This is a genomic window from Bacteroides sp. D55t1_190419_B8, from assembly GCF_015558905.1.
GTDB classification, from domain to species: domain Bacteria; phylum Bacteroidota; class Bacteroidia; order Bacteroidales; family Bacteroidaceae; genus Bacteroides; species Bacteroides vicugnae.
In genome coordinates, this window is sequence record NZ_JADMOU010000002.1 from 275,282 (window position 1) to 288,769 (window position 13,488).

10 protein-coding genes are annotated in these 13,488 nt (G+C 41.6%); 5 read left to right on the plus strand and 5 right to left on the minus strand.

What is annotated here, in order from left to right:
- Positions 1 to 10 precede the first annotated feature (10 nt).
- The 4 genes from I2I13_RS03290 to I2I13_RS03305 form a co-directional block, all read right to left on the minus strand.
- Positions 11 to 1,570, minus strand: coding sequence for a RagB/SusD family nutrient uptake outer membrane protein (locus I2I13_RS03290; protein WP_195648762.1), 1,560 nt, complete (start codon positions 1,568 to 1,570; stop codon positions 11 to 13).
- A gap of 35 nt (positions 1,571 to 1,605) precedes the next feature.
- A complete protein-coding gene (locus I2I13_RS03295) occupies positions 1,606 to 5,196 on the minus strand; it encodes a SusC/RagA family TonB-linked outer membrane protein (protein ID WP_195648763.1) in 3,591 nt (1,196 codons plus the stop codon).
- 151 nt (positions 5,197 to 5,347) lie between these two features.
- Complete coding sequence (locus tag I2I13_RS03300) at positions 5,348 to 6,511, minus strand: FecR family protein (protein ID WP_009001202.1); 1,164 nt, start codon at positions 6,509 to 6,511, stop codon at positions 5,348 to 5,350.
- Positions 6,512 to 6,573: 62 nt separating this feature from the next.
- Entirely contained in the window at positions 6,574 to 7,176 is a 603-nt protein-coding gene (locus I2I13_RS03305; RefSeq protein WP_009001201.1) for an RNA polymerase sigma-70 factor, read from the minus strand.
- Between the two features lie 44 nt (positions 7,177 to 7,220).
- On the opposite strand from I2I13_RS03305, the gene I2I13_RS03310 reads away from it, so the two are divergent.
- Positions 7,221 to 8,228, plus strand: a complete 1,008-nt coding sequence (locus I2I13_RS03310; protein ID WP_148366880.1) for an NAD(P)-dependent oxidoreductase — start codon at positions 7,221 to 7,223, stop codon at positions 8,226 to 8,228.
- A complete protein-coding gene (locus I2I13_RS03315) occupies positions 8,219 to 9,184 on the plus strand; it encodes a phosphatase PAP2 family protein (RefSeq protein ID WP_195648764.1) in 966 nt (321 codons plus the stop codon). Before I2I13_RS03310 ends, I2I13_RS03315 begins: the two co-directional genes overlap by 10 nt.
- A 90-nt stretch (positions 9,185 to 9,274) precedes the next feature.
- Here the strand turns inward: I2I13_RS03315 and dusB are convergent, their stop codons facing one another.
- Entirely contained in the window at positions 9,275 to 10,270 is a 996-nt protein-coding gene (gene dusB, locus I2I13_RS03320; protein ID WP_195648765.1) for a tRNA dihydrouridine synthase DusB, read from the minus strand.
- Between the two features lie 124 nt (positions 10,271 to 10,394).
- Between dusB and I2I13_RS03325 the strand changes: the two genes are divergently transcribed.
- From I2I13_RS03325 to dprA, 3 genes are read left to right on the plus strand one after another with little or no spacing between them, the layout of a single operon-like run.
- On the plus strand, positions 10,395 to 11,684 hold the full coding sequence (locus tag I2I13_RS03325) for a peptidase U32 family protein (protein ID WP_148366877.1): 1,290 nt from the start codon (positions 10,395 to 10,397) through the stop codon (positions 11,682 to 11,684).
- Between the two features lie 40 nt (positions 11,685 to 11,724).
- A complete protein-coding gene (locus I2I13_RS03330; protein WP_148366876.1) occupies positions 11,725 to 12,126 on the plus strand; it encodes a thioesterase family protein in 402 nt (133 codons plus the stop codon).
- A complete protein-coding gene (gene dprA / locus I2I13_RS03335; RefSeq protein ID WP_195648766.1) occupies positions 12,123 to 13,247 on the plus strand; it encodes a DNA-processing protein DprA in 1,125 nt (374 codons plus the stop codon). The genes I2I13_RS03330 and dprA overlap by 4 nt, the downstream gene beginning before the upstream one ends.
- Positions 13,248 to 13,488: the final 241 nt, after the last annotated feature.

Genomic DNA, 13,488 nt, shown 5'->3' on the forward strand with positions numbered 1-13,488 from the left:
TCCTCTTTCTTTATTCGTTTGTTCTAGGATTGGGTTGCATTCCAGCCAGAATTACACTTTTAGGAATTTGGATGGCACGTCGTAAGTCATTGACTGGCATCTCATCTGTAATACTTCCATAACCATCACTGATGAATCGGCGATAGATAACAATTCCATAACGTTTTATATCCGGCCAGCGGAGTCCTTCATGCAGGCTGGTAATACGTCTTATGTGCAGAATACATTGAATCATGCTTTCTTGCATTCCCTCTTCAATGGTGAAATCCGGATGTATTTTTTTCTTCGGTGTCAATGATGTCAATGGACTGTAATAGGGCATTTTTCCATAATATTCATGAATCATTTCCGGAGTCAATGTATTCTTATTCTTGGTATATGCCTTCTGCCAGGTGGTTATATCGGCAGCAGCCTGGGTGTAGTTTTTCTTCAAGGCATAAGCTTCGGCACGGTATAAAAGAATCTCATCCGTGTTGAAAACAACAGGCATATAATAGAGATAGTTACTTCCCTCATAGACTCCACTCTTACGGATGAAGCTACATTCGTAACCGCTGGTGGTGAAAGGCTTTACATATAAATAATCTGCATTTCCCCATAAACCGGATGATTGGGATGTTTCGTTACTGGCAATTAGTTTGTTGTGCATATAGCGTTTGCCGGCCATGTAGTTGCTGATAAGGATACCCCAGTTGGATGTTGTACTGCTGATTAACAGGTTCGCTTTGTTGGTCGAAGCAATGTATGCGTCGGGCTGCACATTGTCGTTAGCTGTAAGTTTCCCCCATGATTCCCAGTCGCGCAACTGACCACTTGCATCATTGCCTAATACGCGGGTGGCGTAATCTATCACTTTGTCGCAATTAGAAAAGTCAGTCTGCATGTAATTGAGATAGAAACGTGTGGCAAAAGCATAGACGGCTTTCTTGGTGAAATGGTATTTGGGAACAGAATAGTTGTCATCTGAAATGAATGGTATGCTGGCCAACAGGTCATGCTCTATCTTTTCGTATACTTCTTTTAAAGTTCCACGTTTATATTGGGGATTAACCGTCGTTTCTACTTCTTCCATATAGGGGATTCCCAATTCTTCAGCGGCATGCGAATTGTATGCGTTACAAAAGATATTGGCTAGCATAAAATGGCTGTAAGCCCGGCATACCAAGGCTTCTCCACGTTGTGGGTTTAATGATTCGGGATTTCCTTTTTGCTCGATGGCTTTTAGTACCATGTTTGCGGCGGTAATAGCTTGGTAGTATCCTTGCCATAAATAGTTAGGAGTGTCCTGATATTCTTCCTGGGTATCTTTCCAGTTGTAGCAATCTTCTTCGGCCAACTGATAATAGGAGTATTTAGGTCCATTGTCGTCGGAGTTGTCACTGTAGAGTTCAAATAACTCATTGGCTGTCACTTCGGGATAGGCGGAAATGAGAAGTTTGGTAATCTTCTGTTCTGTATCTAATTCTGTACGATTGTCCGGAAGCTTATCCAGAAAGTCATTGCAGGAGCTGGTACCCAGCCCTAATCCGCTAACCAGTAACAACGTATGCAGTATATTAATATGTTTCATAATCATTGTTTTTTATATAGATAACTGTATTGTTCTTAAAGCCCTAGTCTCACTGTTAATGTGAACTGACGAGGAACAGGTGAAGCTACTCCACCGGTATTGAAAAATTCAGGGTCCTGACCGTTCAGTTTCTTATCAGCATAGATTAAGAATAGGTTTGTAGCTTGCAGTTTCAGAGATAAATTGGACACCTTTATCGGAGAAATCCATTTCTGCGGAAAATCATAAGTCACAGATATCTCTTTCATACGAATAAAATCTCCTTTAGCAATACGTTCTGTAGAGTAGTTGTATGCATTGTAAGCCTTGTATAAAGTTCGGTTGGCTTCATACTGCGGGCTGCTTAATATAACAGGGATATTGGTTTTGGATTCGTCACCGGAAACTGTCCAGCGGTTTTTAAACTCGCGGGGCATAGCGCTCAAATCACTATATTTATAGTTGAAATATGGATTCAGACGAACTACATTCCCGAAAGAATAAGTCATGAATACATTCAGTTTAAAACCTTTATAGGTGAATATATTTCCAAAGCTTCCTGTAATGGTTGGGTCTGTCGGTCCCTCATACTTTAGATAGTCCAGCTTTTCACGTTCCTGGAAGTTGATATCTGTTGAGGTGATGTTCCCGTTAATATTAAACTGGGGCATACCATTACTGTTCAATCCGGCAAAGGGAATGGAAAAGAGTGCGCGTACCGGATAGCCTTCACGTGCAAATCCGCTGCCGGATACAAGTTCCATCATACGTGTGCGCCCTTTTAATTCAGTTACTTCATTCTTGGCGTATGAGAAGATGAAGTCAGAACTCCAGGAGAAATTCTCTTTTTTAATGTTCTTGGTTGAGAGAGTGAATTCGATTCCATGAGACTGCATAGAAGCTACGTTAGCAAACTTATATACACTTCCTCCTACTCCCTGAGTTGGAATCAGACCGATCAGATCGTAGTTGTTACGGGTGTACCAGTCGGCAGACAGGTTAATCCGGTTGTTGATGAATCCGATATCAATCCCCAGATTAAGTTCATGTTTCTTCTCATAAGTCAGTTCACTATTCTCGATGTCTTCAATATATAGACCTGTCTCTTGAATATCGGTGAAAGGACGATAAGGAGAGAAACTGCGAATGATTGCCTGTGAGTTGGTGACATCGGCAGGTCCACGGTCGGCAGTTAGTGAATAGGATGCTTTCAGTGTCAGGTTGGATAAAGTAGGCTCTAACGCTTGAAAGAACTTTTCTTCGTGTGCATTCCATGCACCGGATACATTCCAGGTTGGTAGCCAGCGGGAAGAGCGGCTGCGTCCCATACGGTTTGTTCCTTCATAACGGAAAGTACCATTAATTGTATAACGGCCATCGTACGAGTAAGTAGCATTTGCAAAGCCTGCTACGCTACGGGTTTCCGAATGACTGAGTGAATAATACTTATTCCCGGTTTCGATGCCTTGCTTGAAGAATTGATATACATAGGATGGAATTTCTCCCATTGAGTATTGCATTCCCCAGCCTTGGAAAGAAGAATATGACCTTTGTAAGTTATTAATTTCCATGCCGGCAAAGAAATTAGTGATATGTTTCTCTGCGAACAAGTGATTCCATGAGATGGTGCTGCGAAAGTCAAGCCCCAGCATTTTGCGGTCTTGACGTTGATAAATACCTCCTTCAGGAAGTACGGAAATTGGCAATGCATAAGGATTGTCGGGATTGGTGTAAAGCCAATCGTTTTCTTTACGGATAGTAGCATCATCCAGTCCACTACGGTATGCTATGGCCTGGTTGGAGTCATCAAGAATATTATGTTCTTGGGAAGAGGCTTGATAACGGACAGCTCCCAATGCGCTGATTTCCAGTTCCGGAATCACTTTCCATTTTAGTTCTCCCTGAAATTTTACATCGGTCACGTTAAGTTCGATGTAGTTATTGTTTAGTTCTTGTAAGATATTGAACGGTGCATAATTGGCTATATAGTCAGTAGAGGGATCTAATGTACGTGAGGTGTTCAATGCGTACGAGTAAGGATTGATGTCAAAGTCACGGGTGACCTCTCCTGATGCGACATCTAGGGAGGAGTTCATCGTTCCGGGTGCTTTCTGCTTGCGGTAAGATGCGTTGGAAATCAGACTGATAGATAAATTCTTGTATATATTATAACTTGTATTCAGATTTGCTGTATAACGCTTTACTTCACTTTGTTTATACCATCCCGGATCAAGCATGGCACTCAATGAAGCGTAGAATGAGGATTTCTCGGAACCGGATGTGATACTGACAGAATGGTTCTGCGTCATATTGTTTTCAAACAATATATCAAACCAGTTCGTATTGCGCATCTCGGCTTCACGTAAATAGGCATTACGTGTTTCAAGAGTGTTGGCTAAACCGAATTGTCCGTTACTTTCGTCAAACTGGTCTATTAGTCTATACATCCGGCCATATACACCACTATTTTTCGCACGAAAAAGGTCTCCACTGTTCAACCAACCTTTTTGTTCCATTTCTTTATATATGCCCATTTGTTCTTGTGAATTCATGATGTTGAATTCATTGTAACTGGGTATCATGCGGGTAGTGAATTCACCGGTATAACTAATCTTGCTGACTCCTGCTTTTCCCTTTTTGGTAGTCACTACAATAACTCCCGCCATGGCACGTGCACCATAGATGGAAGTGGCGGAACCATCCTTTAATATTTGAAAGCTTTCAATATCATCAGAGTTTAAACCGGCAATAGCAGAACTGATTAGCGTTTCTGCATCACCTGAAGATAAATCATCCGGACCTACATCAATAGCATCTTCCATGATTACTCCATCTACCACCCATAATGGCTTTGAACTGCCATAGATGGAAGTTGCTCCACGGACACGGATTTTTGGCGCAGTTCCGAAAGTTCCCGATACATTCTGTACTGATACACCGGCTGCGCGTCCCTCCAATCCACGGCTGATATCAGGAAGGCCGTCCAGTTTCACGTTTTCTGCTGTCAGTTGGTTGGTAGCTCCGGTAAATAACCTTTTGTCCATCTTTTGCATACCCGTTACTACTACTTCAGACAGCGTTTGTACATCTGGCATCAAGGTTACACTCATGCTTGGGGCCGGAGTAAGATCCTGCGGTTTCATACCTATATAGGAGAATTGCAGAACGGACTTATTAGATACGTTTTCTATAGAAAACTTTCCGTCCATGTCTGTTAATACGCCGGATTTGCTTCCTTTGATAAGAACCGTTGCTCCGATAAGAGGTTGGTTGTCATCGCCTGAAATAACTACCCCTTTTACATTGAACACTTTTGCCTGTTTGGAGGGACCTTTAGGTGTTATAGTGACAAATTGATCTTCAATGTGATATTCTAATGGCTTATTACTAAGGATAACATCGAGTGTCTGTTCCAGGCTCTTGTCTTTTACAGAACCGGAAACGGTGAACTTCTTCACATCGTCGTACGTAAAGAGGATTTTGTATCCGGATATCTTTTCCAAGCGTTTTAGTACGGACGGCAGGCGTTCGTTACTAAATTCAATTGTGATTTTCTTTTGTGGTTGCGTCTGGGCTCCTACTTGGTAGGGCAAAAAGCATAATACGCATAGAAAACACACAATAAATAGGTTCCAATTTTTTCTCATACGTTTGTTTTTAATAACACTATTTGGATATGTTTATAATACTAGTGCGTATGAGTTGAAAAAATGGATACCCCTTTTGCGAATTATTTTTTAATAAAAGTGATAAATTGCTATTATCTGTATGAATCTGTAATATTTATGCAATAGAAAGTTAATCTATAGTGAGCGTATTGCCTTGCAAGGTGACTGTCACTTTTTTCATTCTATTAAGTAATGAGATCGTATGTTCCAGGTCTTTCGTGCGATCGGATATAAAGTGCATTTTGTACTCCATCGCTTCTTTATTTCTGAATTCTATGTTTACATTGTACCAACGTCCCAGATTCTGCATGATATCTTTCAATGTGACATCATCAAAATAGAAATAGCCGTCTTTCCAATAAACATAAGAGTCCAGATCTACTTCTGCCAGGACGAAATTGCCGTCAGATTGAAGATGTGCATCTTCGCCCGGGTAGAGTCTGGTATATGATCCTCCTTTGGTATTGCTGACTTCTACTTTCCCGTTAATGAGTACTACGTGAGTATCTTCGGGGGTATAGCTGCGTATATTAAATTCGGTACCGAGAACACGGGTCTGTACTGTCTTGGTTTTTACGATGAAAGGCCGCTTCGGATCTTTGGTTACTTTAAAATAAGCCTCACCCTCCAAAGTGACAATACGTTCGTTGCCAATAAAAGCTGTAGGATAGACAAAATTACTATTAGCATTGAGCCAGACTTCCGTGCCGTCACATAGCACTACTTTGAAGCTTTCACCGCGAGGGACGGTAAGTACGTGTGTTTGTGTAGTTGTTGAAATGACCTGTCTGTAGTCCAGTTCTTTCTTCTCCGATTTTGAGATGACTTTCTGGGGCAGGGCTTGATTAGTTGATTGCGGTTCGTCTAATACGATCTTTTCTCCATTATCTTTTTGTAGCGTAATATGCTGGGGAGTGTTATCAGCGGTGAATACGGTAATTGGTTCGAGGACAGGAGTTGTCAGACTATTGATTAAGTAGTAAGCTCCGAATAAAATGGCGATCATGGCTGCTATTCCAATTCCCGTTTTCCAGAGGTTGGAATGCATTCGTACAGAATATTGGCGTTTTTTGAATCGCTCTAATTCCATATCTACATTGGGGAGTTCTATTCTGCTTTTTTGTCGCAGGAAGAGACTGCTATCCATAATGTCACGACAAGTTTGCAGAGCTTCTTTATCTTCAAGTATCTCTTGCAGCTGTTCGTCACTTATTTCAGAAAGGCTCTCCATGATGTCGAGTGCCTTTTCCACAGATTCATCTGTGTTATTTATATGGTCGATATCTTTGTTCATTGCTGTTCGACTGTATCATACTTGTTTATATTACGTTTAATCATAAAATAAAGACACCTGCTTTATGTTTTTTTTGCACATTCTTCGCGTATCACCTGCAATGCTTTCACGATATGCTTTCTTACTGCACTGACACTAATATTCAGTTCTTCTGCCACTTCTTGGTATTTTTTACGTTGGATATAGCATTCTTCTAAAATGTGTCTTGTATGTGGAGTCAGTTTTTCCATGGCTTTACTGATGTGCATCATTCTTTCATCCTGCTCCTGATATTCCGTCTCAACATAACTTTTAGTCAGTTCGGAATAGATTTGTATGTACTGTTCATGAGTGTTCTGATGGCGTAGGAAGTCAATGCTTTTGTTACGGACATAAACATATAGATAAGATTTGGCTGTGGCTTTATCAATTTTGGCATAATTGGTCCAGATAAATTCGAAAGCATCGCTTACGATGTCCTTACTAGCCTCCATATTATTAATCAGATGAAATGCATAATAATAAAGTTGAGGGTAGTACTCCTTAAAAAGAAAATCAAAATCAGCCTTATCTTCCACGTGCCTTAAAAGTGTTGAATAGTAAATAATTTGCCTTGCAAATAAACAAATAATAATTGAGAAAAGCAAAATGGCTTTTATTTTATATTTATCGTATCTTTGCGGCATCATATTTTTTGAATCAATATTCATGTAGAACCTGGGAAGTAATAATGGAGAGTGTTTTAATTACAGGCGCAAGTGGTTTTATAGGGAGTTTCATCGTGGAGGAAGCGTTGAAACGAAAGTTTGGTGTGTGGGCCGGAATTCGTCCTACGAGTAGCAAGCAGTATTTGAAGAACCGGAAAATTCACTTTCTGGAACTGGACTTTGCGCATCCTAATGAGCTTCGTGCCCAACTCTCCGGGCATAAAGGTACTTACAGTAAGTTTGATTACATCATCCATTGCGCCGGTGTGACAAAGTGTTCTGATAAAAAGACCTTTGATTATGTGAATTATCTTCAGACCAAATATTTTATAGATACACTGAAGGAACTGAATATGGTTCCGAAGCAGTTTATATATATTAGTACGTTGAGTGTATTCGGACCTGTACGCGAGAAGGATTACACTCCGATAAGCGGAGAAGACACTCCGATGCCTAATACGGCTTATGGATTAAGTAAATTGAAAGCGGAATTATATATTCAGAGTATTCCCGGTTTTCCTTATGTCATTTATCGTCCTACGGGAGTCTATGGTCCCCGTGAGTCAGACTATTTCCTGATGGCAAAGTCCATTCAGAAGCATGTTGATTTCTCGGTAGGTTTCCGTCGTCAGGATCTGACTTTTGTTTATGTGAAAGACATTGTGCAAGCGATATTTCTGGGAATGGAGAAAAAAGTAGTCCAGAAAGCGTATTTCCTGACAGATGGGAGAATCTATAAAAGCCGTGCATTTTCGGACCTGATACAAAAAGAATTGGGTAATCCGTTTGTTCTTCACTTGAAATGTCCGTTAATTGTGCTAAAAGTTATATCTTTGTTCGCTGAATTCATTGCTACACGTTCCGGGAGGAGCAGTACTCTGAATTCGGATAAATATAAGATAATGAAACAACGCAACTGGCAATGTGACATATCCCCGGCGATGAAAGAACTTGGGTATGTGCCCGAATATGATTTGGAAAAGGGAGTGCGTGAAACCATTGCCTGGTATAAAAATGAAGGATGGCTTTAGACTTATTTAAGCGCATAGAAACCCGGAAAGGGTTGTTTGCTGTGGAAAAGATTACACTGATTTATAATCTGTTGACTTCCATACTGATTCTGTTCCTGTTTCAGCGGATGGATCATCCATGGCATATGTTGCTGGATAGGGCTATGATTGCAGCAATGACTTTTTTACTGATGTATCTTTATCGTCTTGCCCCCTGTAAATTTTCAGCATTTGTACGGATTGTTATCCAGATGAGTCTATTGTCTTACTGGTATCCGGATACTTTCGAGTTCAATCGTTTCTTTCCGAATTTAGACCATGTATTTGCAACTGCCGAGGAGTTTATTTTCAATGGTCAGCCTGCTATCTGGTTTTGCCATACGTTTCCGCATCTTATTGTCAGTGAGGCATTTAATATGGGATATTTCTTTTATTATCCTATGATGCTGATTGTGGCGTTGTTTTATTTCATTTATAAGTTTGAGTGGTTCGAAAAGATGTCTTTTGTTCTCGTCACTTCTTTCTTTATCTATTATCTGATTTATATATTCGTTCCTGTTGCAGGGCCTCAATTCTATTTCCCTGCCATCGGGATTGATAATGTATCTAAAGGTTTTTTTCCTGCTATCGGTGACTATTTCAATCATAATCAGGAATTACTTCCCGGACCGGGTTATCAGCATGGATTCTTTTATAGCTTAGTGGAAGGTTCGCAGCAGGTAGGCGAACGTCCTACGGCAGCATTCCCCAGTTCGCACGTCGGTATTTCTACTATTTTGATGATTATGGCATGGCGTGGCAGTAAGAAATTGTTTGCTTGTCTGATACCTTTCTATATGTTGCTTTGCGGGGCTACCGTATATATTCAGGCGCATTATGTGATTGATGCCATTGTAGGATTTTTCTCTGCATTCCTATTGTATGTGGTTGTGACCTGGATGTTTAAGAAGTGGTTTGCACAACCGATGTTTAAGTAGAAGATTGGAATATACTTCTGTGTTTTGAAACAGGTAATCTCCATCCGCAGGAGTCAGAGTTTGCGGATGAAGATGATGGTTTATAATGGATTAAAATTCCGAATTCTCTTTACGCTGGGAAGTGATTTCTTCAAATATGCGGAAAAGTTCTTCCTTTGTTTCTGCCCGTAGCATGGCGATGCGTGTGTTACGGAAATTAGGTATTCCTTTGAATAGTGGGCTAGCGGCCAAATGACGGCGTACGTGGAGAATACCTCTGCGTTCATCGAGCAAATCCACACTGTCGATCACTTCCTGACGAAGCACTTCCATGCACCATTCGAAACTTAGCGGTGGTAATTCCTCACCTGTCTTCAGATAGTGTTTTATTTCCTTGAATATCCATGGTCGCCCGAAGCTGGCACGACCAATCATGACAGCATCTACTCCATAACGGTCAAAACACTCTTTGCAGCGTTGAGGCGTCGTCACGTCACCATTACCGATAATAGGAATATGCATCCGTGGATTATTCTTCACTTCGCCTATCAGCGTCCAGTCGGCTTCTCCGGTGTACATTTGTGCACGGGTGCGGCCATGTATAGTCAGTGCAGCGATGCCGCAATCCTGTAGCTGTTCTGCCAACTCTACAATTACTTTGTTGTTAGCATCCCACCCCAGGCGGGTTTTGACCGTTACGGGGATTTTCACCGCATCTACTACCGCACGGGTGATCTCCAGCATCTTGGGGATATTCTGTAACATACCTGCTCCCGCTCCTTTTCCGGCTACTCTTTTTACCGGGCATCCGAAATTGATATCCAGAATATCAGGTTGTGCCTGTTCCACAATCTTGGCAGCTTCCACCATCGTTTCCGTATCTTTTCCGTATATTTGGATGGCAACCGGACGTTCGGCATCACTGATACTTAGTTTCTGCGCAGTCTTGCTGACAGCACGAATCAGTGCATCGCTCGACACAAATTCGGTGTATACCATATCTGCTCCGAACCTCTTGCACATCAGGCGGAAAGCCGGATCAGTCACATCCTCCATGGGAGCAAGTAAGATGGGATATTTACCCAGATCTATTTGGCCTATCTTCATATATGAATCTGATATTTACTGTTTATGATTGAAGTAACTTCTTGTTTTCGCTGCAAAAATACGGAAAAAAGCCTACCTTTGTACGCATTCATTTGCTTAACTGATACAAATAAGTATATATTCTATGAGTCTTAGTTTGAAAGATTTTGAAATAATGGCTCCTGTCGGTTCGCGCGAATCTCTTGCTGCGGCTATTCAGGCAGGTGCCGATTCTATCTATTTCGGTATAGAAAACCTGAACATGCGTGCCCGTTCGGCCAATACGTTTACGATTGATGATTTGCGGGAAATCGCCCGTACGTGTGATGAACACGGAATGAAAAGTTATCTGACGGTCAACACGATTATCTATGATAAAGATATTGCATTGATGCACACCATTGTCGATGCAGCCAAGGAAGCCGGTATTTCTGCTGTGATTGCTGCTGACGTGGCGGTGATGAATTATGCCCGTCAGATAGGGCAGGAGGTACACCTTTCCACTCAACTGAACATCTCCAATGCAGAGGCTTTAAAATTCTACGCACAATTTGCAGATGTGGTAGTATTGGCCCGTGAGTTGAATCTGGAGCAGGTAGCCGAAATCTATCGTCAGATTCAGGAAGAACATATTTGTGGTCCGAGCGGTGAACAGATTCGCATTGAGATGTTCTGTCACGGGGCGCTTTGTATGGCTGTATCGGGTAAATGTTACCTCTCTTTACATGAGATGAACCATTCTGCCAACCGTGGTGCTTGTATGCAGGTATGCCGCCGTTCCTATACTGTCCGTGACAAAGAGACGGATGTGGAACTGGATATTGATAACGAATATATCATGTCACCGAAAGATTTGAAGACCATCCACTTTATGAATAAGATGTTGGATGCCGGTGTGCGTGTATTCAAAATTGAAGGCCGTGCCCGTGGACCTGAATATGTACGGACAGTGGTAGAATGTTACAAAGAGGCTATCAAGGCTTATCTGGAAGGGACATTTACCGATGAAAAGATTGCAGCTTGGGACGAACGTCTGAAAACTGTATTCAACCGCGGCTTCTGGGATGGTTATTACTTGGGACAACGTTTAGGCGAATGGACAAGAAACTATGGTTCGGCAGCTACGGAACGTAAGATATATGTAGGTAAAGGTATCAAATACTTCTCTAACATCGGAGTTTCCGAATTTCTGGTAGAGGCTGCGGAAGTCAGCGTAGGCGATAAACTTCTCATTACCGGACCGACTACGGGTGCTCTATTCATGACTTTGGAAGAGGCACGTGTTGACTTGGAATCCGTGCAGACTGTGAAGAAAGGCCAGCACTTCTCGATGAAATCGGATAAGATACGCCCCAGTGACAAACTGTATAAACTGGTATCAACCGAAGAACTGAAGAAGTTCAAAGGACTCGATATTGAGCAAAAAAGAGGCTAACCATTATTTCTCAACTTTTAATTCTCAATTCTCAATTTAAATGAACTATATCTATGAATTGGAAATGAAGGTGCGTGATTACGAGTGCGACCTTCAAGGAATTGTTAATAATGCGAACTATCAGCATTATCTGGAACATACCCGTCATGAATTTCTGACGTCGGTCGGTGTCAGCTTTGCTGCACTTCACGAACAGGGAGTCGATCCGGTAGTGGCACGCATTAATATGGCATTCAAAACGCCGTTGAAAAGCGGAGATGAGTTTGTCTCTAAACTCTATATGAAGAAGGAAGGTATCAAATATGTGTTCTATCAGGATATTTTCCGTAAGAGTGATCATAAAGTAGTAGTGAAATCCACTGTTGAAACGGTATGTGTGGTAAACGGACGTTTGAGTGACAGCGAATTATTCGATAGCGTCTTTGCCCCTTACCTGAAATGAGCAGTTCCGAGGAAGAACAGATTTATAGTATCGCCCTGACAATGGTGCCCGGTATCGGGCACATAGGGGCGAAACATTTGATAGACGGAATGAACAATGCTGTTGATGTCTTCCGTCTGCGTAAAGAAATACCGGAACGTATTCCTGAAGTGAGTCAACGGGTGATAGAGGCGTTGGATTGTCCGCAAGCTGTGATCCGCGCCGAACAGGAATATGAATTTATCCGGAAGAACCGGATCTCCTGCCTGACTTTCCATGATGAGGCTTACCCTTCCCGTTTGCGGGAATGTGAAGATGCTCCTATCGTCCTTTTCTTTAAAGGAAATACCGATTTGAATTCCCTGCATATCATAAATATGGTAGGCACCCGTAATGCCACTGATTATGGTACCCGTATTTGCGCCTCTTTCTTACGCGATCTGAAAACACTTTGTCCTGATGTGTTGGTAGTCAGCGGGCTTGCTTATGGGATTGATATCCATGCACATCGTGAAGCACTGGTCAATGACCTGCCTACGGTAGGTGTTCTTGCCCATGGTCTGGATCGTATTTATCCTTATGCCCATCGAAAAACGGCCATTGATATGCTCGAAAAAGGAGGACTGTTGACCGAATTTCTGTCCGGCACGAATCCCGACAAACATAATTTTGTCAGCCGTAACCGTATTGTCGCAGGTATGTGTGATGCTACGGTTGTCATTGAATCGGCAGAAAAAGGAGGCTCATTAATCACTGCTGAACTTGCTGAAAGCTATCACCGCGATTGTTTTGCTTTTCCCGGGCGGATAAATGATGAATATTCAAAGGGGTGTAATCGGTTGATTAGAGATAATAAGGCTTCCTTACTATTATCGGCTGAAGATCTTGTACACGCAATGGGATGGAATATACCGGCAACTTTTTCCGGGAAAGTAAATGTGCAACGTAGTCTTTTTCCCGACTTGTCCGAAGAAGAACAAAAGATTGTCTCTATCCTGGAGAAACAGGGGAATTTACAGATTAATTCTCTGGTGGTAGAAGCAGATATTCCCGTACATCAGATAAATGCTATTCTTTTTGAATTGGAAATGAAAGGAGTAGTTCGTGTATTAGCAGGAGGAATGTATCAGTTATTGAATTAACTCGTATAGACTAACCTCATATATGGATATAAAAAAAGGAGCAACGCCTTGCTCCAACCTTTGTTAACCTTAAATCTAATACTATGAAAAAAATCACATGACAAATGTATGTCTTTGCAAACTAACCTCCAAATAATTCTGTTGTATTTGTTTCTCTTTTAAATTCTTTCACTGATTTTCACTGTTATCGTACACGGTGCACTCTTAATGGCTAAAGTAGGATGCTTTTGGGATAAGTAAT